The organism is Blautia caecimuris, assembly GCF_024622975.1.
Classification (GTDB): domain Bacteria; phylum Bacillota; class Clostridia; order Lachnospirales; family Lachnospiraceae; genus Blautia_A; species Blautia_A caecimuris.
Genome location: NZ_JANJZT010000008.1, coordinates 36276 through 60873, shown reverse-complemented (window position 1 = coordinate 60873; position 24598 = coordinate 36276). Strand labels below are relative to the sequence as shown.

Annotated in this window: 19 protein-coding genes; 5 read left to right on the top strand and 14 right to left on the bottom strand. The window is 47.0% G+C overall.

Translation table 11 applies throughout. The features are described 5' to 3' along the window. Window positions 1–25 precede the first annotated feature (25 nt). From NSA57_RS07090 to NSA57_RS07075, 4 genes are read right to left on the bottom strand one after another with little or no spacing between them, the layout of a single operon-like run. Window positions 26–838: a TPM domain-containing protein gene (locus NSA57_RS07090; RefSeq protein WP_257464419.1), complete on the bottom strand. Its 813-nt coding sequence runs from the start codon at window positions 836–838 to the stop codon at window positions 26–28. Next, a complete protein-coding gene (locus tag NSA57_RS07085; protein ID WP_257464418.1) occupies window positions 835–1938 on the bottom strand; it encodes a TFIIB-type zinc ribbon-containing protein in 1104 nt (367 codons plus the stop codon). Before NSA57_RS07085 ends, NSA57_RS07090 begins: the two co-directional genes overlap by 4 nt. Before the next feature lie 17 nt (window positions 1939–1955). Next, entirely contained in the window at window positions 1956–3167 is a 1212-nt protein-coding gene (locus NSA57_RS07080) for an SPFH domain-containing protein (RefSeq protein WP_257464417.1), read from the bottom strand. 49 nt (window positions 3168–3216) lie between these two features. Next, complete coding sequence (locus tag NSA57_RS07075; protein WP_257464415.1) at window positions 3217–4461, bottom strand: DUF1015 domain-containing protein; 1245 nt, start codon at window positions 4459–4461, stop codon at window positions 3217–3219. 209 nt (window positions 4462–4670) lie between these two features. Between NSA57_RS07075 and dpaL the strand changes: the two genes are divergently transcribed. The 4 genes from dpaL (at window position 4671) to arcC (ending at window position 9562) form a co-directional block, all read left to right on the top strand. Continuing rightward, on the top strand, window positions 4671–5900 hold the full coding sequence (gene dpaL / locus NSA57_RS07070; protein WP_257464414.1) for a diaminopropionate ammonia-lyase: 1230 nt from the start codon (window positions 4671–4673) through the stop codon (window positions 5898–5900). 98 nt (window positions 5901–5998) lie between these two features. Beyond that, complete coding sequence (locus NSA57_RS07065; protein WP_147599586.1) at window positions 5999–7309, top strand: YgeY family selenium metabolism-linked hydrolase; 1311 nt, start codon at window positions 5999–6001, stop codon at window positions 7307–7309. Between the two features lie 35 nt (window positions 7310–7344). Next, window positions 7345–8538 carry a knotted carbamoyltransferase YgeW gene (gene ygeW / locus NSA57_RS07060; protein ID WP_147599585.1) on the top strand — a complete coding sequence of 398 codons (1194 nt, stop codon included), beginning with the start codon at window positions 7345–7347 and terminating at the stop codon, window positions 8536–8538. Window positions 8539–8617: 79 nt separating this feature from the next. Beyond that, window positions 8618–9562 (top strand): carbamate kinase, encoded by a 945-nt coding sequence (gene arcC / locus NSA57_RS07055; RefSeq protein ID WP_257464413.1) that lies wholly within the window; start codon window positions 8618–8620, stop codon window positions 9560–9562. 93 nt (window positions 9563–9655) lie between these two features. Here arcC and NSA57_RS07050 read toward each other — a convergent pair whose 3' ends face one another. Then, on the bottom strand, window positions 9656–9949 hold the full coding sequence (locus tag NSA57_RS07050) for a BMC domain-containing protein (RefSeq protein WP_138270556.1): 294 nt from the start codon (window positions 9947–9949) through the stop codon (window positions 9656–9658). A gap of 22 nt (window positions 9950–9971) precedes the next feature. Next, entirely contained in the window at window positions 9972–10271 is a 300-nt protein-coding gene (locus NSA57_RS07045) for a BMC domain-containing protein (protein WP_022067939.1), read from the bottom strand. Window positions 10272–10795: 524 nt separating this feature from the next. Between NSA57_RS07045 and NSA57_RS07040 the strand changes: the two genes are divergently transcribed. Then, a complete protein-coding gene (locus NSA57_RS07040) occupies window positions 10796–12163 on the top strand; it encodes an MATE family efflux transporter (RefSeq protein WP_257464412.1) in 1368 nt (455 codons plus the stop codon). Window positions 12164–12203: 40 nt separating this feature from the next. Here NSA57_RS07040 and yqeC read toward each other — a convergent pair whose 3' ends face one another. From yqeC to ygfK, 8 genes are all read right to left on the bottom strand, one after another. Then, window positions 12204–13613 (bottom strand): selenium cofactor biosynthesis protein YqeC, encoded by a 1410-nt coding sequence (gene yqeC / locus NSA57_RS07035; RefSeq protein ID WP_257464411.1) that lies wholly within the window; start codon window positions 13611–13613, stop codon window positions 12204–12206. A 99-nt stretch (window positions 13614–13712) separates the two neighbouring features. Further along, a complete protein-coding gene (gene yqeB, locus NSA57_RS07030) occupies window positions 13713–14531 on the bottom strand; it encodes a selenium-dependent molybdenum cofactor biosynthesis protein YqeB (protein WP_138270555.1) in 819 nt (272 codons plus the stop codon). 3 nt (window positions 14532–14534) lie between these two features. Beyond that, entirely contained in the window at window positions 14535–15026 is a 492-nt protein-coding gene (gene xdhC / locus NSA57_RS07025) for a xanthine dehydrogenase subunit XdhC (protein ID WP_022067935.1), read from the bottom strand. Further along, window positions 15023–15907 carry a xanthine dehydrogenase subunit XdhB gene (gene xdhB, locus NSA57_RS07020; RefSeq protein WP_257464410.1) on the bottom strand — a complete coding sequence of 295 codons (885 nt, stop codon included), beginning with the start codon at window positions 15905–15907 and terminating at the stop codon, window positions 15023–15025. Before xdhB ends, xdhC begins: the two co-directional genes overlap by 4 nt. Window positions 15908–15923: 16 nt before the next feature. Continuing rightward, on the bottom strand, window positions 15924–18200 hold the full coding sequence (gene xdhA / locus NSA57_RS07015; RefSeq protein WP_257464409.1) for a xanthine dehydrogenase subunit XdhA: 2277 nt from the start codon (window positions 18198–18200) through the stop codon (window positions 15924–15926). 260 nt (window positions 18201–18460) lie between these two features. Further along, entirely contained in the window at window positions 18461–18925 is a 465-nt protein-coding gene (locus NSA57_RS07010) for a 4Fe-4S binding protein (RefSeq protein ID WP_147599579.1), read from the bottom strand. Between the two features lie 3 nt (window positions 18926–18928). Beyond that, on the bottom strand, window positions 18929–21493 hold the full coding sequence (gene xdh, locus NSA57_RS07005) for a selenium-dependent xanthine dehydrogenase (protein ID WP_257464408.1): 2565 nt from the start codon (window positions 21491–21493) through the stop codon (window positions 18929–18931). A gap of 90 nt (window positions 21494–21583) precedes the next feature. Further along, window positions 21584–24583 carry a putative selenate reductase subunit YgfK gene (ygfK, locus tag NSA57_RS07000; protein ID WP_257464407.1) on the bottom strand — a complete coding sequence of 1000 codons (3000 nt, stop codon included), beginning with the start codon at window positions 24581–24583 and terminating at the stop codon, window positions 21584–21586. Between the last annotated feature and the right edge of the window lie 15 nt (window positions 24584–24598).

Sequence of the window (24598 nt, the reverse complement as noted above, 5' to 3'; positions counted from 1 at the left end):
GACTCCTTCTTTGTATAAATTCCTGTTAATAATTTCTGCCGGATCCGGAAAAGCTTTCTCCTCCGCTTGTAAACGAGTCGGAAGAACCGTTATTTCCGCCTTTATTTTCCGGTTTTCTCCTTCTGGTCACAGCTCTGCGTATATACATGTCTCTCATCTGACTGAACTGTGTTTCCTCTGCCTCTGCATACAGATCTGCATTTGTCTGGATCACATTTGTCTTCATCCGATTCTTCTGATACCAGGATGCTGCAAAAGCCGGCACTGCGCCTGCAGCTATGGAAATCAGAAGCCACTTCAGAAGCGAAAGGGTCAGAGGCGTATCAGAGATATCCATGGGGCGGATCTTTTTGCCCTGACTGACACGGGAAAGTCCCTGCTCCAGATCCTTTACAATACTTTGATACGCGCCCAGAGTATCGTCCTTTTTCAGCTTCTCTGTGCAGTGATCCAGCATCCTGTCCTGGATTTTTTCTGTAAACTGATCCTGGGCCTTTCCCCGGAATACAATGGTGATATTCCGGGCATCCGGCTGATGAAACACACATAATCCCTCATTGCTTTCTCCGTATCCCACCTGGTTCATCTGCATAAAACGGGCAGCATACTGACGATAATCCATCTCCTCTCCCACATTGTCTGTAATAAGAAATGCGGTCTCAAACTGATAGGCTTCTTCAATCTCTGCAAGCTCTTTTTCCAGTGCTGTTGTTTCTTCCTCATTTAAAATCCCATAATTGTCATATACCTTTGCCTGTACAGATACCGGCAGCCACATGATTCCTGCCAGACATAAAAGTACAGGCAGAAAACCCGGAAGCTTATGTAATTTTTTCATCCGATCACCCCCGCCAGCATAAGTATCACAAACAGAACAAAAATGACAGCAGCAGAAAATATATGATATTTCATCCAGTACCGGATCAGCAGATCTTTTCCTACCGGAAGATCGCCGATGATTTTTCCTGTCTGTCCGTTCATGGCAAAGGAATAAGTTTTTCCATTCCATTTTGTATTCAGAAACCACACCGGAAGAAGCGCATATTTTACCTGACCTTTTCCTGTGATCCTGATATCCTCCTGCACAGGAATCACCGTATCATATCCGATCACCGTATTTCGCACTGCCCGGCGCATACTTTCTTCCATTCTTGCATGTACGCGGTCTGTCAGCTCATCCGGTTCTCTGTCATACCTGTCTGCCATATAACCGGACAGATAAGAAAGCTGAAAAGGTTCCAGTTCCTGGTAATCGTAGGGTTCTATCGCTTCCATCATCGTATCGTCAATCTTTTCCGAACCATCCACCGGAATCCGGCAGAATTTCATGCTCCCTTTTCTGACAATATGGTAAAAGCTTGTTTCCGTACATTCATATTTTTCTGTTTCCCAGAATCTGACTCTGGTTCCCTGATACTGGAAACGGCCGGAGGATTCCAGATCGTACATCCAGAAAGGCACATACACTGCCTTTATTTCTTCCAGATGATTTTCGTCTTTAAAAACAGAAGGAAGAAGCGGTTTTTTCAGATAGTGTTTTTTCAGGGCATCCAGAGCGTCCTTTTTTGACTTTTTAAATGGTATCACATAATCCGGCCGGTAAATATCCTGAAACTGCTCCGGCATGATCATCGAATTCATGCAATAGGGGCACACAAGCGCTCCTGCTGTTTTTTCTGCCACAAGCTCTGCTCCGCAGGAAGGACAGCTCCATACAGAAATTTCTCCTCCGTCCGGATTCCAGGATTCCGGGTCAAATCCCTCCCAGTGCCCCCTGGAATCCTCTTCCTTTAAAGGCTCTTCCTTTTGTTCTTCCAGCTCCTCCAGCTCTTCCACTGTATATGAATTTCCACAGTACTCACAGGCCATTTTCTGTGTTTTACTGTTAAATTCAAGACCGGCAGAGCAGTTGGGACATTTGTAGTTCAGGATCTCCATCCTTTATCCCCCTTCTCTTATGGTCTTGGCCTTCCGCATTCAGAGCAGAATTTCCCTTTGTTTACAGTGCCGCAGGAACATACCCAGGGTCCGGACGGTCTCGGGTTTCCACATTCGGAACAGAATTTTCCTCTATTGACATTTCCGCAGGAGCACACCCAGCTTTCCTGCTGTACCGGAGACTGTGCCTCCTGCTGTGCGCTTCTCTGAGACGGATCGTTCCGGGCCATGGCAAAAAGCTCTGACGGATTCACTCCGCCGGCATTTGACGCCATATTCATACCGGCAAAGGCCATGGCCGGGCCTGCATTCTGATTGGACGCTGCGGCCTGCATGGCTGAGGCCTGGGCTCCCACCATATGGGCAGCCGCCATAGCCGGATTTCTGAACACTGCATTTTTCTGCAGTTCCTTCAGCATTGCCTCATCCTCTTCCGATGCCTTTATGCTGGAAACGCCCAGAGATACAATACGGATTCCTCTTAGCTTTTCCCACTTTTCAGACAGAATCTGATTCAGAGCATCAGAAAGCTCCATGGTATGTCCGGGAAGCTCACTGTAGCGGATCCCCATTGCGGAGATTCTGGCAAACGCCGGCTGAAGAGCAGTCATAAGCTCGCTTCTCAGCTGTCCGTCCAGCTCCTCTCTTGTAAATTCACTTTCCACATTGCCGCAGACATTTGTGTAAAACAGAATCGGATTTGCAATACGGTAGCTGTATTCTCCAAAGCATCTGACGGAAATATCAATATCCAGTCCCAGGTTTGCATCGATCACTCGGAACGGCACAGGCCCCGGTGTTCCGTATTTGTTTCCTGTCAGCTCTTTTGTATTTATAAAATATACCCTCTGATCTTCCGGAGTTTCTCCGCCGAACCCGAAGCGTTTTCCGATCTGGTCAAACACCTGAACGATCCCGTCCTCCAGGTCACTGCAGAACAGGGACGGTTCTGTAAAGCTGTCATAAACATATTCTCCCGGTTCTGCACATACGTCCACTACCTTTCCCTGTTCTACAATGATCATACACTGTCCGTCATTTACTGCAATCACGGAACCGTTGCTGATGATATTTTCAGACCCGTGTCTGTTTGAGGAACGCCGTGAAGTTTTTTTGCGGGATTTTGATACAAGTGTATCCGAAGACATGGATCCACAGTAAAAATACTCTTTCCACTGGTCCCCGAAGACTCCTCCCGCTGCTCCTTTTGCTGCTCTGATCAGTCCCATAATGTTCTCCCTTCTGTCAATCCATTTTCTGCTGTGATCTTCTCCTTTTTCAGGAAAGCTTATGAATAAAAAATCCGCTTCTCAGCTTCGGCTCAAACCATGTGGATTTTGGTGGCATCAGCCTGCCTTCATCTGCAATCTGCATCAGTTCCTCCATAGAGGTGGGATACAGGGCAAACGCCACTCCTCCTGTCTCGTCAGCCATTTCCTGAAGCTCCCGAAGCTTATGATTTCCCCCTACAAAACGGATCCTCTGATCTGTTCTTGGATCCTTGATTCCCAGGACAGGAGCAAGTACCTTATCCTGCAAAAGAGAGACATCCAGCTGTGCTACAACATCCTTGTCCTGCCAGATATCCTCCCAGGCCTTCAGGTGATACCATTCGCCTCCCACGTACATGCCCATGCAGTGCTTTTCCACCGGCTTACAGGGAAATCCCGGCATGACCATCAGTTCAAAATTAAATTTCAGGCTTCCTACAAACGCTTTTTCCGCCACGCCGTTCAGATCCTTCACCACCCGGTTATAGGCAAGGATCGTAAGCTGATCTTCCGGGAATACCACAGAAAGAAAATAATTAAACTCTTCCCCTCCTGTATAATCCGGATGTTCCTCTCTTCTTTTCAGTCCTACCTTTACGGCTGAAGCGGCCCGGTGATGACCGTCTGCAATATAAAAAGAAGGAATCTCTCCAAATTCTTTTTTGATAAACTCAGTTTCCCCATCCCCGTCGATCACCCACACTCTGTGGCCGATCTCATCTTCTGTGACAAAATCATAAACAGGCGCGTGCTCTTTTTTCCACTGTTCCATCAGGGACAGAAGCGGCTCTGTATATCTGCATGCCATAAAAATAGGTCCTGTATTGGCGTTGCAGACATCCACATGACAAATACGGTCCCGCTCCTTATCTTCTCTGGTAAGCTCATGTTTTTTTACCACTCCGTTCAGATAATCGTCCACAGAGCAGCAGCCTGCAATACCGGTCTGAGTTTTTCCCATTCTTGTGAGCTCATAAATATAATAGCAGGACTTCTCATCCTGAATAAAGATCCCTTCTGCCTCCATTGCAGAAAGATTTTCTTTTGCTTTTTCGTATACGATGCTGTCATATGGATCGGTTCCTTCCGGAAGGTCGATCTCCGCCCGGTCCACATGGAGAAAAGAAAACGGATTTTTATCTCCTGTCTCACGGGCCTCCTCCTCTGTTACCACATCATATGGAAGCGCTGCCACGCGCTCTGCTTTTTCCGGTGTGGGGCGCAGCGCCCGGAATGCCTGAAAAACTGCCATAATAACTGTCCTCCTCCTTCTTTTTTACTGTAAAAATATACGTTGATTTTAACACAGGAACCCTGTCTTTTCAATGTCGCTAAATATTTTTTGAAAAACCTAAAAATTTTTGTATTTTCTATTGCAAAATTCATTATTTATGATATGATAGACTTAACAGGAGCAAAAACAATAAGTGTAAAACAAATTTTTTAAGGAGGGATTTTTACATGACTGAAGGATTAAAATGGACGCTTAATGAAGTTCCGAAATCCGACGATACTTTCCTGGAATTAATGTCTGAGGAAAATGTAAAAAAAGCAAATGAATTTCACAAAAGCTTCCCCCAGTATACAGTGACGCCTCTTCAGAAGCTTTCTTCTCTGGCATCCTATCTGGGTGTAAAAAATATTTTCTGCAAGGATGAATCCTATCGTTTTGGTCTGAATGCATTCAAGGTGCTGGGCGGCTCCTACGCCATGGGATGCTACATAGCAAAAGAGCTTGGACGGGATATCAGCGATCTGCCCTACAACGTACTCTCTTCTGATAAGCTGAGAGAAGAATTCGGGCATGCAACCTTCTTCACTGCCACAGACGGAAATCACGGCCGCGGAGTTGCATGGGCTGCCAGCCGCCTTGGACAGAAGGCTGTGGTAAGAATGCCAAAGGGAACCACCAAGACAAGATTTGACAACATTGCCAAAGAAGGCGCAACTGTTACTATTGAAGAATGCAACTATGATGACTGTGTAAGAATGGCTGCTGCCGAGGCTGCAAAAACAGAACACGGCATCATTGTTCAGGATACTGCCTGGGACGGCTATGAAGAAATTCCTTCCTGGATCATGCAGGGTTACGGAACCATGGTCATGGAGGCAGATCAGCAGTTAAAGGAACAGGGTGTAGAACGTCCCACTCATGTATTTGTGCAGGCAGGCGTCGGTTCTCTTGCCGGAGCAGTGGTTGGCTATTTTGCTCACAAATACAAAGAGAATCCTCCGGTAATGGTTGTATGCGAAGCAGCCGCAGCAGACTGTCTCTATCGCTCAGCCGAGAAGAAAACCGGAGAACTTGTAAACGTAACCGGAGATCTTCAGACTATCATGGCAGGTCTTGCCTGCGGCGAAGGAAATACCATTGGATGGGATATTTTAAGAAATCATGTAACCGTATTTGCATCCTGTCCTGACTGGATGAGCGCAAAAGCTACCAGAATCTACGCAAACCCGCTTGAGAGAGATCCTCATATTGTTTCCGGAGAATCCGGCTCTGTGCCTCTCGGTCTCTGCTACACTGCCCTTCATGACAAAGATGCAGAAGATCTGAAAAAGGCTCTGAAGCTTGATGAAAGCTCCAACATTCTTGTAATCTCCACAGAAGGAGATACAGATCCGGTACGCTACCGTGAAATCGTATGGGACGGACTTTACGGAACAGAGGAGTCCTTCAGCGAATAACTGACGGAAATCAGCCTGTTCTTTACAGTGATCATCGGGTCACTGATACAAAACAAATTCTAATTTTATCAACTGATTTATTATGGGAGGTATTTACAATGGATTATGCAAAAATTAACGAAGCGGCTCAGAACTATCTGGAGGACATGACCAGATTTTTAAGAGCAATCGTAAAAAATCCCGGCGAAAGCTGTGATGAAAAAGCTCATATTGACACAATCGCCGCTGAAATGAAAAAGCTGGATTTTGACCAGGTTGTGATCGATCCTCAGGGAAATGTAATCGGCTACATGGGAACCGGAGATAAAATCATTGCCTACGATGCACATATTGACACTGTTGGTATCGGCAATATGGAAAACTGGGAATTTGATCCATATGAAGGCTATGAGACTGATGAAGAAATCGGCGGCCGCGGCGTATCTGACCAGTGCGGCGGTATCGTATCTGCTGTTTACGGCGCAAGGATCATGAAGGATCTTGACCTGATCCCTGAGGGATGCAAGATCATGGTAGTGGGAACTGTTCAGGAAGAAGACTGCGACGGTCTCTGCTGGCAGTACATCATCAATGAAGACAAGGTACGTCCGGAATTTGTTGTTTCCACAGAGCCTACTGACGGCGGTATCTACAGAGGACAGAGAGGACGTATGGAAATCCGTGTTGACGTAAAAGGTGTTTCCTGCCATGGCTCTGCTCCTGAGCGCGGTGACAACGCCATCTATAAAATGGCAGATATTCTTCAGGACGTACGCGCTCTTAATGAAAACGATGACTCTGATGAAACAGAGATCAAGGGTCTGGTAAAAATGCTGAACCCGAAATACAATCCGGACTGGGAAGAGGCAAGATTCCTTGGACGCGGTACCATCACCTGTTCTCAGATCTTCTACACCTCTCCAAGCCGCTGTGCAGTTGCTGACTCCTGCGCAGTATCCCTTGACAGACGTATGACCTTCGGTGAAACCTGGGAAAGCTGTCTTGACGAGATCCGCAACCTTCCAAGTGTGAAAAAATACGGAGACGATGTTGTGGTTTCCATGTACAATTACGACCGTCCATCCTACACCGGATGCGTATATGAGATCGAGTGCTACTTCCCCACATGGGCAATTCCGAAAGATCACAAGGTAACAAAGGCTCTTGAAGATGCATACAGGAATCTGTATGGTGAAACAAGACTTGGAAACACAGAGACAGAAGAAATGAGAAAGGCCCGTCCTCTTACAGACAAGTGGACCTTCTCTACAAACGGCGTTTCTATTATGGGACGCAACGGAATCCCGTGTATCGGCTTCGGCCCCGGAGCAGAGGCACAGGCTCATGCACCGAACGAAAAAACATGGAAGATCGACCTGGTAAGATGCGCGGCTGTTTACGCAGCTCTTCCGGCTTCCTACTGCAAGTAAGAATAATATCTATAATATAAATAAGGAGATCATTTATGAAAACTTTACAGGATTATATTGACAAATTAAATGCACTGAATTTCAAGGAGATGTACAATAACGACTTTTTCTGGACATGGGATAAGACAGATGAAGAGCTGGAAGCTGTTTTTACTGTTGCGGACGCTCTCCGTTTTATGAGAGAAAACAACATTTCCACAAAGGTATTTGAGAGCGGTCTCGGAATTTCTATTTTCCGCGACAACTCCACAAGAACCCGTTTCTCCTTTGCTTCTGCATGCAACCTTCTTGGCCTTCAGGTTCAGGATCTGGATGAGAAAAAATCTCAGATCGCTCACGGCGAAACTGTCCGCGAAACAGCCAACATGGTTTCCTTTATGGCTGATGTGATCGGTATCCGCGATGATATGTATATCGGAAAAGGCCATGCTTATCAGAAAGAGTTTATGGACGCTGTAACTGAGGGCAACAAAGACGGAATCCTTGAGCAGAGACCTACTCTTGTAAACCTTCAGTGTGACGTAGACCACCCCACTCAGTGTATGGCAGATATGCTTCATATCATTCATGAGTTTGGCGGCGTTGAGAACCTGAAAGGCAAAAAGCTTGCCATGACATGGGCTTACTCTCCTTCCTACGGAAAACCTCTTTCTGTTCCTCAGGGTGTGATCGGTCTTATGACACGTTTCGGCATGGATGTTGTGCTTGCTCATCCGGAAGGCTATGACGTAATGCCTGAGGTTGAAGAAATCGCAAGAAAGAACGCAGAAGCTACCGGCGGTACTTTCACAAAGACAAACAGCATGGAAGAAGCTTTCAAGGATGCCGATATCGTTTATCCTAAGAGCTGGGCTCCTTTCGCAGCTATGGAAAAACGTACAAACCTTTATGCAGAGGGTGATTTTGACGGCATCGACAAACTGGAAAAAGAACTTCTTGCTCAGAATGCACAGCACAAAGACTGGGCCTGCACAGAAGAGCTGATGAAAACAACAAAAGACGGAAAAGCGCTTTATCTCCACTGCCTGCCGGCTGATATCACAGGAGTAAGCTGTGAGACAGGCGAGGTTGACGCAAGCGTATTTGACCGCTACAGAATTCCGCTTTACAAAGAAGCAAGCTTCAAACCATATATCATTGCTGCTATGATCCTGCTTTCCAAATTTGAAAAACCGCAGGATATCCTCAAAAAACTGGAAGTAAAAGCAGCCCCGAGAATCCTTAAATAAATCATTCTAAAAAGCGACAGGGCCTGTGGAGCATTGTTCTGCACGGCCCTTCTCTTTTTCCCAATCAGGAGGTTTTTACATGTATAAACGGAAACGTATTGTCATTGCTCTGGGGGGCAATACTCTTGGAAATACTCTGCCGGAACAGATGATGGCTGTAAAAACAACAGCAAAAGCTCTCTGCGACCTGATCGAGGACGGACACCAGGTGGTTGTGGTCCACGGAAACGGTCCCCAGGTAGGCATGATCAACAATGCCATGGCCGCTCTTTCCCGGGAAGACGCCAGCCAGCCCAACACACCTCTTTCTGTATGTGTCGCAATGAGCCAGGCTTATATCGGGTATGATCTTCAGAACGCGCTCAGAGAGGAGCTTCGCAAAAGAGGCTTTGTGCGTACTCCGGTCGTTACTGTTGTAACTCAGGTGCGGGTAGATCCGGACGATCCTGCTTTCCAGAATCCCAGCAAGCCTATCGGACATTTTATGTCCAGAGAAGAGGCGGAACACGCGGAAAAAGCCTACGGCTATATCACAAAAGAGGATGCAGGCCGCGGTTACCGCCGTGTAGTGGCTTCTCCGAAGCCTGTAGAGATTGTGGAGCAGGATGCCATCAACAGCCTGGTAGATGCCAATAAGATCGTTATCTGCTGCGGAGGCGGCGGAATCCCGGTTACTCTTCAGGGAGATCATCTGAAGGGCGCTTCCGCTGTGATCGATAAGGATTTTGCAAGCAGTCTTCTGGCAAAAGAGCTGGGCGCAGATATGCTGATCATTCTTACTGCTGTGGAGAAGGTTGCCATTAATTTCGGCAAAGAAAATGAAGAATGGTTAAGCGATCTCACTGTTGAGGAAGCGCAGAAATATGTGGACGAAGGTCATTTTGCCGCAGGCTCCATGCTTCCGAAGGTTCAGGCAGCTATGGATTTTGCTTCTTCCGGATCCGGCCGCACAGCCATGATCACACTTCTTGAAAAAGCAAGAGACGGAATCCAGGGAAAAACAGGAACCCTGATCCATTCATAAACTTTTATCATGCCATCTGTAATAAAAAAGGAGACTGCAGGAAAGCTTGACCTCAATGGACAAAAGCTTTCCCCGGCCTCCTTTTTTCTGCATTTATTTTGCAGATGCGTGTTTTGCGGCTTCCTCTTCTACCAGGCGCACAGCCTCCTCAGACGGATTGGAGATCACTGCCGCTGCAATGATCTCACAGGGCGGATTTCCTTTTACACTGTCTACTGCCGCCGTAACTGCTGCCACGTCTCCGCTTAAAAATACGGTTGTATGACCGCCGCATTTGGTATTCCAGGTACGAAAGGCTACCTCTGATGTTTTCAGCATCTGGTCGATCACCAGAATCGCATTGCTGCTTCCCAGAACCTCTACCAGTCCGAACGCTCCGTATCTCATAATGATTTCCTCACTTTGTTATTTATTTGTTTACTGTCATTGCCAGGGCTGTTTCCGTATCAGCCGTCGGAGAAGCGATCACTGTATGACTTACCACCTGTCCCAACGGCTTAGCTGCCTCAAGAGCAACCTCCATAGCAGCATTCACATCAGAAACAGAGCCTCTCATTTTCACACAGGCGCCGCTTTTCAGTCGGTTACGCTCCACACTCTGGATCGTTACATTTGCTGCTTTGGCTGCAGCGTCAAGAGCCACAAAGCAGGCAACCAGATTATCCAGTTCAAATACTCCCACTGCCATACCATTGTAATTTTTCGCCATAATACCTCCCATGATGAAACATCAAGAACTTTTATAATTGTATTTATGATAAGTATACCTGTTTTTCTTTTAAAATACAAGGAAATTCAACAAAAAATCCCTGTAATAATGTGGATTTGTGTTACTGTTCACAGGTTACTGTCCCGCAAGGTGTTTTGGCATGTATATGCAAAAATCCCGGGACACACAGGGCAAAATGCCATCACCGAAGGCGATCTGGAATACATTTTGATCAGGTTACTGTTCAGGAGACATTTTCCCAAGCTGATGCAAACAGAGTAAGCAGTGGTTTTGGGGGTGTTGGTTTTTGTTGGTTTCCATCTGTGAAATGATGCAGATTATTACCAAAAACAGCTTAACAAACCGCTGTGCATGATTTTACAGGATGCTTACGGAAGGTCTGGTCTTGTTTTTCATAAAATTTGTTATATAATAATTTCCAGAAATATAAGACGGCTATCTGAAGGCTTTATCTGATTCCAGTTCTCATGGAGCCCCGTCTTTTGTAATCAAGGAGTCTATTTATGAAAATTCATCAGACAGATTTTTCAAAGGGAAATGTAAACAGAAATATTCTGGAAGTGGCTGTGCCCATGACCATGGCGCAGATTCTGAACCTTCTTTATAATATCGTAGACCGGATTTATATCGGAAGAATCCCGGAGGCAGGCACAACCGCGCTGACCGGCGTGGGAATCTGTTTTCCCATCATTACTCTGATCACTGCCTTTACCTATCTTTTCGGAAATGGAGGAAGCCCTCTGTGCTCCATGGAACGGGGCAGAGGAAATCACAGAGAAGCAGAACGTCTTATGGGAAATACCTTTTCCATGCTTCTTCTTACGGGCGTGCTTCTGATGGCTGTTGGATATCTTTTTTATGATCCACTGCTTCACGCCTTTGGAGCCAGCGACATTACCTACCCCTATGCCCGGGATTACATTCAGATCTATCTTCTGGGCACATTGTTTGTAATGATCACTCTTGGAATGAATCCTTTTATTAACAACCAGGGCTTTGGAAATATGGGAATGCTGACTATTCTCATTGGCGCTGTGCTGAATATTATTCTGGATCCGCTTTTTATTTTTGTTTTTCATATGGGAGTAAAAGGCGCTGCAACAGCTACGGTTCTTTCTCAGATGTGTTCTGCTTTGTGGGTTCTGAAGTTTCTTACAGGAAAAAAAGCAGTTCTCCATCTGAAAAAAGATGCCATGCGCCTTAGCTGGAGCCGGGTCAAAAGCATTATGTCTCTTGGAATCTCCAGTTTTATGATGGCTTTTACCAACAGTATTGTACAGGTTTTCTGCAATACCACCCTTCACCAGTACGGCGGAGACCTCTATGTGGGGATCATGACTGTGCTGAATTCCATCCGCGAGATCACAACCACTCCTGTCAACGGCATCACCAGCGGTTCCTCACCTGTTATGAGCTTCAACTATGGAGAGGGCGCCTATCACCGGGTACGAAAAGCTATCCGGTTCGTTACCGTTCTCTGTGTTTCTTACACACTGATCATATGGGGGCTTCTGAAGCTGTTTCCGGAATTTTTTATCCGAATCTTTAACAATGAGCCTGAGCTGATCTCCAGAGGAATCCCCGCTCTCCATATTTACTTTTTCGGCTACTGCTTTATGGCCTTACAGTTTACCGCCCAGTGTACCTTTGTGGCTCTTGGAAAAGCCAGAAAAGCAACCTTTTTCTCTATTTTCCGAAAGGTACTGATCGTAGTTCCCCTTACTGTCCTGTTGCCCGGGATCGGGAATCTGGGCGTGGACGGAGTATTCTGGGCAGAACCCATCTCCAACCTGATCGGCGGCTGCGCAAGCTTTTTTACCATGCTTCTCACCGTAATGCCGGAGCTTAAAAAAGGAGCAAAGGGGAAATAAAAAACCAGCTTTATGATTCTGATTTTCCATATTTATGGCTTTATGAAATATCCGGAGGGATATCCATATCCGTAAGCTCTTTTTTATCTGGCACTTCCAGCAGAGCCACATCCTGCATGTATTTTCTCATCACCCTTTTCCCTCCGGTATCGCCTGTCAGAGCCAGAAGCTCCGGGTAATATTTTCCGGAAAAAATACAGGGATTTCCAGGCTGTCCATTTTTTGCTGCGGCAGCCATGCCCTTTTCGGATTCTGTATACATCCTGATCAGAGCTTCTATCGTATGGCACCTTATCCACGGCTGATCTGCCACCAGAAAAAGGCAGGCATTATTTTCCCGGCAGGCAGAAAAGCTTTGCGCCTGAGGCTTTTCTTTTATTACTTCCAGAAGCCCCAGCTTCATAGATGAGGAAATTCCTTCTTCCGGATGGGGATTCCATACCACCCGGGCTCCCAGAGCCTCTGCATTTTTTTTGATCTCCGAATACTGAGTAACAAGAATAACGGAAGAAATCCTGTGTTTCATTTTTTTTTGTACCAGAAGAACCTTCTGAAGTGTGTGTAAATACATGGGAATGCCATCTATTGGAAAAAACAGCTTGTTGCTGCCAAATCTTCTGCTGTTTCCCGCCGCCAGAATAACAATAGAAATATCCTGTTTCAGGCTGCCGCATACGGCCCAAATGCCATGTTTTCTCAGTCTCTGTACTATTTTATCCGGCAAATTCCTGTCACTAAGAACATCCTCTTTATTTAAAAACACTCGAAATCCTCTGTGTCCCACGGACTTACGAAGTCCCTGGTCTGACTTTGCAATCCGTATGATATCTTCCTCCGTAATCTTTTCCTTTGAAGATTTACCCAGAAATTCTGCCGCTGATTCCGGTCGGTGAACTGTGTCTTTGATTGCTTTTCCCAGACAGTCCAGTCCAATCACGCCGATCACAAGATCGGTCATCTCCGGAATTACCGGCTCCCAGGCTGCCGGAACCTTTAAAGGCAGACGTCTGGCTCCGTCTGCCTCAATAAGGATTACATCACATTCTTTTTTCAGTTCCTGAAGCTGCTCCTCCGGAAGCGCCTGAAGCTTTCCTGTAAACAGTTTTCCGCTTTTGTTCTGCTCTTCGGAAGCGCTGCAGTGCGTACCTGAGGATCCCTGAATATTTTCCGGATTTTTCCAACTTTTTTCTTCCCGTTTTTCCATACAGGCAGCTACCGTATAGCCGTACTTTCTGAGATTTTCCCTGACTTTATTCAGTTCTCCGTCTCTGGCAAAGGGGCGTTCCGGCTCAAAAGCTATGTGAGTGGTGGTGGTAACAATGACCTTTTTTCCCTGCTCTGCCAGTTCCTCTGCAAGCCGGAAGATCAGGCTTGTTTTTCCACCGCCTCCCACAACTGAAATGATCTTTTTGCTGTTTACATCAATATCCAGAAGTTCAGTAAGTCTCATAATCCTGTTCCTCGATCACCTGATAATTGTATTCCTGCCTTTTCCTCTCCGGTTAAAGCATCCGTCATACAGCAGGCAGGTTTCTTCCTCTCCTTCTGTTCAGGGAACAATTCCTTCTGACAGAAGAATTTCCACAACAGTTCCCGCTATGCATCTTGCTTTATCAGAAATGGTATTGCAGTTTTTTTTCTGTTCTTTCCGTGGGTCAATATCCGCGATCTTCATTCCTTCCGATACCTGATACTCTTCCCGGATCATTCCTCTTAATACTCCTGAAATTGTGGCAAAGACAGGAATTTCTCTGTTTTTCTCTGTACTGATGACAGCAATTACCTGATCCTTTTCTACCAGATCGCTGATCTTCGCCCGGCTGTGTATCGTACCCGCTGCCGGAGAATGAATCACTCGTTCTTTCCCATAACCTCCGATCATTCCCGGAATCCCTGTATTGGGAGCTGCCCAGCCCTCTTCCACGATCCTTCCAAGATCATGGCCTCTCTGAGTCTCCACCACATAATCCACATCTCTACCGGCCAGAAACCCAGGTCCCAGAGCAATGGTAAGAGGCGCCATTGCCCTGTTTGTGCCGAGATTTTTTTTTGCAAGAATAGCGTCGATCACTGCTGCAGGATGAAGTTTTTTGATAGCTTCTCCTGTCTCATCTACCAGAAGAGGAATCTCGCCCATTTCCCATATTCCGGCACACTCACCCACATCCTGGATCCTGTGGCTTAAAACGCCCTCCACAAATGCCTCTCCGTCATAAACAGCCTCGCAGAAAGACACCTCCCGGCGGATCGCGCTGGGTCTGGCGCTTTCAAGAATCAGCACCCGGTATCCGCAGCGGTAAAGTCTGTGGATCACTCCACTGGCAAGATCACCGCCTCCGCGGACAACCAGTATGTTATTCTGTGTCATAAATCAAACTCCTTCAGTCTCCTGCTGTTCAAGCATTACTTTTTCTACTGCATTTACAATATTCTGGTATCCGGTGCAGCGGCACAGATTACCTGACATGTGTTTTTTGATAGCTTCTCTTGTAAGCACCTCGCCCCGCTCCAGAAGCACCGTTGCAGACATAACAAAGCCCGGTGTGCAAAAACCGCACTGGATCGCTCCCTCCTCAATAAAAGCCTCCTGAATACGGGTAAGATCCCCGTTCTTTTCCAGACCTTCCAGGGTACGGATATTTTTTCCCTCCGCCCACACTGCCAGATAAATGCAGGAGTCAATAGTCTCTCCGTCAATGATCACTGTGCAGGCTCCGCATTCTCCTACCTCACAGCCTTTTTTTACGGAAGTAAGACCCAGACGGTTTCTGAGCATGTCAAGCAGAGACTCTCTGGGATCCACATACTCGGCTACTTCTTTTCCGTTTACCACACATCTGACCAGAACTTTATCTTTGATCATTTTCTGTCACCTCCTGCAAGCTCTATGGTACGCTTCAGCGCTCTTTTTGCGATTTCTCCGCCGATCTGCATACGGAACTCCCTGGATGCCCTCCAGGAATCTCTTGGGTTGATCTCCTGACGGATGCTCTGCTCTGTCATTTCATACAGTTTTTCGCTGATTTCCTGTCCTTTCAGCGCTGCTTCTGTTTTTTCACACCGGAAAGGAACCGGAGCCGCTACGCCAAAGGTAATGCGCACATCTTCCAGAATATTTTTTTCTGTATTTACCTTACTTACCACGGAACAGCTTAAGGTTGCAATATCCATGGCTTTTCTCATGGAATACTTAATATAGTTTCCATGATAACCCTGGTATTCCTTTGCAGGAATGATCACATGGGTAAGAATCTCTCCTCTTTTCAGATCCACACGGCCCGGACCCAGGTAAAAATCACGGATCGGAACGGTTCTTCCGTTGTTTCCATCCTCAATGCGAAGAAGGGCATTCAGAGAAAATACCGTAGGCGCGCTGTCTGCGCTGACTGCACCATTACAGATATTTCCTCCAATGGTTCCGATATTCCTGATCTGAGGTCCGCCCACCTGATCTACAGCTTCTCCCAGAACCGGAATGTTTTCCTGAATCACAGGGTCATTGGTAATATGGGAAAAAGTAGTTCCTGCGCCTATATAAATATCTCCGTTTTCTTTTTTTGTGATACCGTTCAGTTCTTTAATGTCACGGATACTCACAAGAGAGGTTCCTGCCATTTTCCCTTCCCGGATCTTAATCAGTACATCGCTTCCGCCGGAGATCACTCTGGTATCCGGATGTTCCTTTAAAAGCCTGACGGCTTCCTCTATTGTGCTGGCATTATAGTAATTTTCAATATCATACATGATTCCGTTCCCCCTTTCAGATCAGTCCGGCTTTTTTGAATCCCTCGATCAGCCGCTGAGGCGCCAGAGGAATTTCATTAAATGCCACGCCGGTAGCATGAAGAACCGCGTTACGGATCGCAGGAGCTCCCGGAATTGCAGGCGGTTCACCTAAAGCTTTGTTTCCGTAAGGTCCCATGGGGTCATCCAGTTCCACAAAATCTGCCTTGATATCCGGTGTGTCTAAAGCTGTCATCAGCTTGTAATCCAGAAGATTGCCGTTAAGAGGCCGTCCTGTTTTTTCGTCCAGAACAAGCTGCTCGCTTAATCCATAGCCCATGCCCATGGACATGCCTCCGTGCACCTGCATCTGGGCAAGCTGCGGATTCAGAAGCTTTCCGCTGTCATGGACATTGATGATGTTAAGAATCTGTATGGTTCCAAGCTTCATATCCACTTCCACCTCTGCAAAGCAGCAGCCTGTGGCAATGGTATTTTTCTTCACCTGTGTGGACACCTCTGCTGTCAGCACAGAGGAATTGCTGAGACTGTAATAGGCTTCCTGTGCCAGCGCCTCCAGAGAAAGTACCTGTTCCTCTCCTGCGTAGATCCAGCCGTGATCCAGAGACAGTTCTCTTGTCTCCTGCTCCGGAAGAAGGGTTTTGGCATAGTCCAGAATCTTTTGGAGAAGCTGTTCTGCGCACTGCTTCACAGCTGTTCCGGTAACAAAGGACTGGCGGGATGCATATGCGCCTGTGTCAAACGGCGTCACATCGGTATCCTGTACTGTGACAATATGGACGTTCTCCACATCCATGTGAAGTGTCTCTGCCGCCATCTGGGAAAAGACGGTATCTGCTCCCTGGCCGATCTCTGTAGCTCCGATCTGAAGCTGAACGCTTCCGTCCTGGTTCATGGAAAGCCGGGCGCCTGCAATTTCCAGTGAAATGGGCCATACACCTGTCTTATAAGAAAACAGTGACATGCCAATGCCCCGTCTTACAGAACCTGTCTGATCTGCATATTCTTTTCGCTTTTCATCCCAGTGAATATATTCCGCGCCTTTTTCCAGGCACTGGAAAATCCCGTTTGTATTGGCTGCAATAGGCTTCAGATAAGCGTCCTCATAATATCCCTGAATCAGATTTTTCCGCCGGAATTCAAGAGGATCCGTATGAATCTCCGCCGCCACATCATCCATCAGACATTCAATGGCAAAGGCTGCCTGAGGAATGCCGTAGGCACGCATGGCTCCGGCTGTAGGGGTATTGGTATAAATGGTATAAGCCTCGCCTCTGGTATTTGGGCAGGCATACTGAAGTCTCCATGCAGTAAGACCGTTGGCGGCAATGGCGTGACCATGGGATGCATAAGCCCCCTGGCTGGAATATGCCTTCATATCTTTTGCAAGCAGATGACCTTCCTTATCCACGCCTGCAGTGAGATCATACTCAATAGAATGACGGGTTCTTGTATTGCAGAAGGTTTCCTCTCTGGAAACCTCAAGCTTTACAGGACGGCCGCCTACCTGAGTAGTCAAAAATGCATTCAGAGGCTCATAAAGCACATCCTGCTTGTTTCCGAATCCACCTCCGATATACGGTTTGATCACCCTTACCCTGCCCCAGGGGATTCCCAGAGCCTGGCCGATCACACGGCGGACAATATGAGGGATCTGCGTGGAAGTAACTACAACGATCCTTCCCTTTTCCATATAGGCAAAGGATATGGGATTCTCTATATGACAGTGCTGGACAATGGAGGTCTTGTAGCTTCTTTTCACAACTGTATCAGACTGCTCCAGGCCTTCATCCACGTTTCCGATAAAAAAGTTGGAACGGGCAAGTACATTGTCTTTTTTATCAAAATGAATGGGAGGATTGCTTCCGTACATGGATTTTCTGGGATGGATCTCCACCGGATATTCCTCATATTCAACCTTGATCAGCTTCAGCGCCCTGGACGCAGTTACTTCATCTTCTGCCACAACGGCAGCAATATCATCGCCATAATAGCGGATACGTCCTGTAAGGATATTTCTGTCCGCAATATCCTGATGAGCAGGCTCCACAGACCAGGGATGTCCCGGTGTGGGATAGCAGTGATCCGGCACGTCTTTAAAGGTAACTACCTTTACCACTCCGGGAAGCGCCTCTGCCTCACTGGTATCAATAGATGTTACGATCCCGTTTCCAATGGTGGAGTGAAGGACCTTGGCAACCAGAGCGCGGTTGAGAATCAGATCATCTGTAAATTTTGCTCTGCCTGTAACTTTTTCATAAGCATCTACTCTTGGAATACTTTTTCCAACCATTTCTTCACCTTCTTTTCCTTTTCTACATGAATTCTCCCAGACTGTCTGAGATTTCCCTGAAGCTTTTAGAATATGGAAAAAGCCAGACTGCGTCCAGGGAGTGTGTGTTCCCCTCAGGACGTATGTCCGGCTCCGAACCATGCTACTTTCTTATAATATGTATCCTGAGTCAGAATAAGAACATCAGGAACCATTTCCTTTTATTCATTTTAACATATTATAAGGGTTTTTTCCATTGATTTTTAGTGTTTTTTCTTGAATTATTTTAAAATAATCCCTCTTGTATCCCGGATCACATTCCGCGGACATTTTACCGCGCAGTTTCCGCAGGCAAGGCAGAGCTCGTCATTGATCACCGCCACATTGTCCTGAACCTCCACAGCGTCTGCCGGACAGTTTCTGGCGCAGATCCCGCATCCGATGCAGCTTGCTTCACAGGCCTTTTTTGCCGCTGCTCCCTTATCCTTATTGGAACACTTTACGATAAAAGGATTGTCTGTCAGATGAATATGGATGATTTCCTGAGGACAGGCCTTCACGCAGAGGCCGCATCCGATACACCTGCTTTCCTCAATTTCAGCCACACCATATTCATTATAAAAAACCGCGTCCTTTCTGCAGACCTCAATGCAGGAGGAACAGCTCATACAGCCGTATGTACAGCTGTGGCAGCGTTCTCCGCCGTCACATGCAACATAAGCTGTCTTTTTCGGAAATCTTGCCATAGATCATTCCCCCTTTTTCTTTCTCTCATACGGCGTATTGGCAAGCGGAAGGCTTGTGCGGTACTGACCGTCATATTTATAGTAAGCCCCTGCTATAGCCGGCGCCGTAGGAATGGAGGTGATCTCTCCGATGCCGATGGCTCCCTCTGCTACCTTTAAGCCTTCTTTTTCTACAATGATGCTTTCCACCTCCGGAGCCTGGTTTGCCCGGAAAAGTCCCAGCGTTCCATATTTATTCTGAGGTCTGCAGTCCTTCAGTCCATACTGCTCTGTGAGAGCAAAGCCTGTGGACATGAGCACTCCGCCCTCGATCTGACCTTCTACAGAAAGAGGATTCACTGCCCGTCCCACGTCGTGGGCTGCCACTATTTTTTCAATCCTTCCGTTTTTATCCAGAATGCACACCTGAGTTGCGTACCCGTAGGCCACATGAGAAACAGGATTTTTTACATCAGAACCCATGGCGTCTGTTCTGGCAAGATATTCGCCCAGATATTCCTGTCCCTCCAGCTCCTCCAGAGTTTTATAAGCAAGCTCTTCTTTCAGCTTCTCACAGGCGCGACGGCAGGCTTCCCCTGTAACAAGAGTCTGTCTGGATCCGGAAGTGGTTCCGGAATCCGGCGCATTATACGTATTGGAAGCATCATAATAAATCTGCTCTCTTTTCAGTCCCAGCTTTTCTGATACCATCTGTACCAGTACCGTTCCAAGTCCCTGTCCAATGCAGGAGGCTCCTGAGTGGATCTCTACTTTTCCATTGTGCACATACAGCTTACAGCGTCCCCAGTCCGGAAGCCCGACGCCCACACCGGCATTTTTCATGGCGCAGGCAATTCCTGCATAAGGATGGCTGTCATACACTTTCTTTACCGCTTCCAGAGTCTCTGCAAGTCCGGTGGAATCATCTACAAGCTGACCGTTTGGAAGCTCCTGTCCCGGACGGATCGCGTTGCGGTAGCGGATCTCCCAGGGAGAAATGCCAACCTTTTCTGCCATTTTTGTAAGAAGCATTTCCACTGCAAAGCAGGTCTGGGTAACGCCAAACCCGCGGAAAGCTCCGGCAGGTGGATTGTTTGTATAGTAGGCTTTTCCGTCAATATCAAAATTCTGGTAATTATAGGGACCGGAGGCATGGGTACAGGCTCTCTGAAGCACAGGGCCTCCCAGAGAGGCATAGGCTCCGGTATCTGCTATAACAGCTGCTTTCACACCCTGAATGATACCGTTTTCATCACAGCCCATAGTAAATTCCATGTCCATGGGGTGGCGTTTGGGATGGATCAGAATACTTTCTTCACGGGTAAGCTTTACCTTTACCGGGCGTTTGGTAAGATAGGCGATCATGCCTGCGTGATGCTGGACCGTCACGTCTTCTTTTCCTCCGAATCCGCCGCCTACCAGCTTATTGCGCACCTTTACCTTTTCAGCCGGAAGTCCCAGAAGCGCCATACATTCATGCTGGGTATCGTACACACCCTGGTCTGAAGAATAAATGATCACCCCGTCCTCTCCGTCCGGCTTTGCCACAGCGCACTCCGGCTCCAGAAACGCATGCTCTGTCCACGGTGTCCGGAATTTTTCTGTAAGAACATAGGCGGATCCGGCAATGGCTTTTTCCGCATCGCCACGGTGCACGTGCCAGTGGGCCAGAAGATTTCCGTCTTCGTGAACCAGAGGAGCATCCTCTTTCATTGCTTCATAAGGATCACGAACCATGGGCAGTTCTTCATATTCTACTTTAATCAGCTTTTTGGCCTTTTCCACAAGCTCCGGTGTCTCTGCCGCAACAAGAGCGACCGCATCTCCCAGATAATGAGTGATCTTTCCAACAGGGATCAGTCCGTCCCAGTCCTGCTTCAGATGCCCCACCTTTACGCTTCCGGGAATGTCCTCTGCTGTAAAAACCCCGATCACTCCGGGCAGCGCTTTTGCCTTTTCTGTGTCAATAAATTTTACCAGAGCTCTTGGATAGGCGGAACGAAGAGCGCTTCCGTAGATCATGCCCTCCTCATAGATATCGTCCGGATACTGGCCATAGCCCAGAACCTTTTCACGGACATCCACTCTGGGCACACGCTCTCCCAGCTTCCAGGCATACTCCCTCTTTTCGGGAAGTCCTTCTCTTTTATATTTTGCGGCAAGGAGAATACCGTCTATGATTTTTTTGTAGCCTGTACAGCGGCAGATATTGTTGCGGATCGCATGAGCCGCCTGAGCGCGGGTAGGATCCGAATTCTGGTCAATAAGCCCCTTGGCGCTGATCACCATGCCGGGAATACAGAATCCGCACTGCACTGCGCCTGCTTCTCCGAACGCCCGGTCATAAATCTCTTTTTCTTCCTCAGAAAGTCCTTCCACAGTTATAATATGCCTGCCTTCCATCATAGAAAGAGAAGGAATGCAGGCCTTCTGCGCTTTCCCGTCGATCAGTACATGACAGGTTCCGCAGGCGCCTTCGCTGCATCCGTCTTTTACTGAAGTAAGATGAAGCTTATCACGAAGAAAACGAAGAAGCTTCATATCCTTTTCTTCCTGATATTCCTTTCCATTTACATAAAAACTGAACATAACCTTCCTCCTGACATATATTCAGCACGAGCGCGTCCCTGCACAAAACACAGAGACACGCTCTTTTTCACTTCATTTCAGATCCTGTAATCATTTAAACAGCAGATAGGAATAATCGTCGATCACTGCACAGATCAGCGCGCGGATTCCGCCCGGCACCTTATCTTCCGGATCGTCTGCCTTACACTCTGTTACATTTCCAAGGAATCTCACTCTGCATTCCTTTGTGTCTGCATTCAGTACAGCAAATCCGTCATTTGTGCTGTCATCCATATCCTCTGGTTTTGCAAACAGTGTAAATTTATCTTTGTAAGGAGCGCTTGCATACGGACAGAAGGTCCTGCAGTTTCCGCACTCATTACACATATAATCCACGTGGATCACCTGAGCCATTTCCATTCCGGGTACTTTAACGGAGATATTTGCTCTGTTTGGACATACATCCACACAGTTTTCACATACCTTGCTGCAGGAAAGACATCTTGCACTTTCTTTTGCAGCGTCCTTCTCTTCTTTCAGAACGCCTTTCTTTTCATAGCACTCTGTTTCTGTACCTGTAACTGCTCTGTCAGAAACAACTTCTCTGCCAAGGATTGCTTTTGCAACAAGCTGTGCGTCGCGGATAGCTTCCACGATAGTTGCAGCGCCTCTGGCGCTGTCGCCGGCCAGATATACATCTTTTACGCTTGTTTCCAGAGTTTCCTGATCAAGCTTTGCTTTTCCTCTTTCATTTACATTGATGCCGTTGGCCTCATAGAACTCTGCAGGCACTTTTTCTCCAACAGCTACGATCACAGTATCCGCAGGCACTTCCACCATCTCATCTGTCTCTGTAACTCCTGCTCTTCCGGAAGCGTCCATTGTGCCAAGCTCCATTTTCCTGCAGATAAGAGTTCCGTTTTCAAGGCTTACCGGAGACAGAAGCTCTTTAAACTCAACGCTCTCTTCCAGAACCTCCAGAAGCTCCTCCTCTGCTGCCGGCATGTAGCGTTTTGTTCTTCTGTAAACCAGATATACATGCTCTACGCCTTCTGTACGTTTTGCCGCTCTGGCTGTATCCATGGCTGTATTTCCGCCGCCGATTACAACAACGTTCTTTCCAAGATCCACTTTTCCGTCATTTGACTTAAAGTCGGCAAGGAATTTAAGGGCATTTACTGTCTCGCCTTTTTCCAGCTTCAGTGTTCCCGGTTTATTCGCTCCGGTGGCAACGATCACCGCGTCATAGCCCTGCGCTTTTACATCAGCCACAGAAGTGATCTCGGTATTTGTGCGGATTTCCACACCCATTTTTTCAATAAAGGAAACGTCTTTGTCAATAGTTGTCTCAGGAATACGGAATCCCGGAATCACATAACGGATCACACCGCCGAGTTTTGCTTCTTTTTCAAAAATCGTCACAGAAGCGCCTGCTCTTGCCAGGAAGTAAGCTGCAGCGATACCTGCCGGGCCGCCGCCTACAATGGCTACTTTCTTTCCGTTACTCTCTCCGGCACGGATCTCGCCGATCACCTCGTCATAGCCGTTCTCTGCTGCCAGAAGCTTTGTTCCGCGGATATTTACAGACTCATCATAAAAGTTTCTGGTACATTTATACATACAGTTATGTGCGCAGAGAGTTCCTGTAATAAACGGAAGGGCATTTTTATCAAGGATCGCACGAAGCGCGTCCGCGTATTTTTCCTCTCCTGCAAGCCCAATGTATTCCGGAATATCCTGATGAATGGGACATCCGCCCTGGCATGGAGCAAAATAACAGTTCAGAAGCGGAACTTCCTCCTCATTTTTTCTGTTTGGAAGAGGCTTGATATTTTTTACATGGCGAGGATCTTTCTTTGCGTCCTCAGCCAGCTTTTCAAGAGCCTCCACGTCAATGCCGTCCCATGGCTTCACTCCGTCCGCCATGATCTTTTCTGCCATCTGGGAGAATCTCTGGTATCCTCCTGTTTTTAAAATGGTTGTTGCAACTGTTACCGGCCATACGCCGCAGCCAACGATCCTGTCAATATTATAAAAATCAGCTCCGCCGGAATATGCAATACGGAGTTTTCCGTCAAATTCTCTGGAAAGCTTTGCAGCCAGAGAAATAGACAGTGGGAACAGAGCCTTTCCGGACATGTACATCTCTTCGCTTGGAAGCTCGTTTCTGGTTACGTCTACCGGGAAGGTGTTTGTGATCTTTACGCCAAAGGCAAGGCCCAGTTGGTCTGCCAGCGCCTGGAGACGTTTAAACATCGGGACAGCGTCTTTATACTGCAGGTCATCCAGGAAATGGAAATCGCCGAATGCCATATAGTCATAGCCCATTTCATCCATGGTCTTTCTGGCAAATTCATAGCCCAGAAGCGTAGGATTACATTTGATAAATGTATTCAGATGTTTTTCTTTGTAAAGATGATTTGCAATGCTTTCAATCTCATTTGGAGGACATCCGTGCAGGGTGGAAATTGTTGCAGAATTACAGATCTCTGACGGAATTGCTTCAATATCCTCTTTTGTCACATGCTCAAACTGATCCACATGGTCAAGAAGCCATGTTCTGCACTCCTTAAATACTTCTGTATCCCTAGCTTCCTTCATGCAGTTGATAAAAGTATCAATCTTTTCTTCTTTAATTCCTGCAAGATCATAGCCTACGGAAATATTAAACTGGAAGCCGTCTGTTCCTCCAAGACCAAACTCCTTTGCCATTACATGAAGAATAAACCATGCTTTAATATATTCTCCCATAGCCTGAGGCACATAGAGCTCTGTGGACCACTCGCAGTTATAGCATTCGTCCTCTGCCAGGATACAAGGACGGTTAATGCAGGCTGCCAGCTCATCGCCGTCCATTTTCTGAACAGTTTTCAGCTCAAAGAATCTTGCTCCTGCATAGTAGGAAGCCACAATATTCTGAGCCAGCTGTGTGTTGGGGCCTGCTGCCGGGCCGATGGGAGTCTCAAGATTTCTTCCGAAAATCTCCATATCCTTTGCCGTATCTGCCTGATAAGCCCTGTGTACGCCAAATACAGTTCCTTTTTCCTTATGTTCTGTTAAAACCCAGTCCATTAACTGTCCAAAAGACATACAGGTCATTTTTTCACTCATAATTATCCTCCTGTC

Coding starts and splice junctions, on each gene's coding strand:
- NSA57_RS07090 (WP_257464419.1), bottom strand. CDS start 838: ATGAAAAAATTACATAAGCTTCCGGGTTTTCTGCCTGTACTTTTATGT.
- NSA57_RS07085 (WP_257464418.1), bottom strand. CDS start 1,938: ATGGAGATCCTGAACTACAAATGTCCCAACTGCTCTGCCGGTCTTGAA.
- NSA57_RS07080 (WP_257464417.1), bottom strand. CDS start 3,167: ATGGGACTGATCAGAGCAGCAAAAGGAGCAGCGGGAGGAGTCTTCGGG.
- NSA57_RS07075 (WP_257464415.1), bottom strand. CDS start 4,461: ATGGCAGTTTTTCAGGCATTCCGGGCGCTGCGCCCCACACCGGAAAAA.
- dpaL (WP_257464414.1), top strand. CDS start 4,671: ATGACTGAAGGATTAAAATGGACGCTTAATGAAGTTCCGAAATCCGAC.
- NSA57_RS07065 (WP_147599586.1), top strand. CDS start 5,999: ATGGATTATGCAAAAATTAACGAAGCGGCTCAGAACTATCTGGAGGAC.
- ygeW (WP_147599585.1), top strand. CDS start 7,345: ATGAAAACTTTACAGGATTATATTGACAAATTAAATGCACTGAATTTC.
- arcC (WP_257464413.1), top strand. CDS start 8,618: ATGTATAAACGGAAACGTATTGTCATTGCTCTGGGGGGCAATACTCTT.
- NSA57_RS07050 (WP_138270556.1), bottom strand. CDS start 9,949: ATGAGATACGGAGCGTTCGGACTGGTAGAGGTTCTGGGAAGCAGCAAT.
- NSA57_RS07045 (WP_022067939.1), bottom strand. CDS start 10,271: ATGGCGAAAAATTACAATGGTATGGCAGTGGGAGTATTTGAACTGGAT.
- NSA57_RS07040 (WP_257464412.1), top strand. CDS start 10,796: ATGAAAATTCATCAGACAGATTTTTCAAAGGGAAATGTAAACAGAAAT.
- yqeC (WP_257464411.1), bottom strand. CDS start 13,613: ATGAGACTTACTGAACTTCTGGATATTGATGTAAACAGCAAAAAGATC.
- yqeB (WP_138270555.1), bottom strand. CDS start 14,531: ATGACACAGAATAACATACTGGTTGTCCGCGGAGGCGGTGATCTTGCC.
- xdhC (WP_022067935.1), bottom strand. CDS start 15,026: ATGATCAAAGATAAAGTTCTGGTCAGATGTGTGGTAAACGGAAAAGAA.
- xdhB (WP_257464410.1), bottom strand. CDS start 15,907: ATGTATGATATTGAAAATTACTATAATGCCAGCACAATAGAGGAAGCC.
- xdhA (WP_257464409.1), bottom strand. CDS start 18,200: ATGGTTGGAAAAAGTATTCCAAGAGTAGATGCTTATGAAAAAGTTACA.
- NSA57_RS07010 (WP_147599579.1), bottom strand. CDS start 18,925: ATGGCAAGATTTCCGAAAAAGACAGCTTATGTTGCATGTGACGGCGGA.
- xdh (WP_257464408.1), bottom strand. CDS start 21,493: ATGTTCAGTTTTTATGTAAATGGAAAGGAATATCAGGAAGAAAAGGAT.
- ygfK (WP_257464407.1), bottom strand. CDS start 24,583: ATGAGTGAAAAAATGACCTGTATGTCTTTTGGACAGTTAATGGACTGG.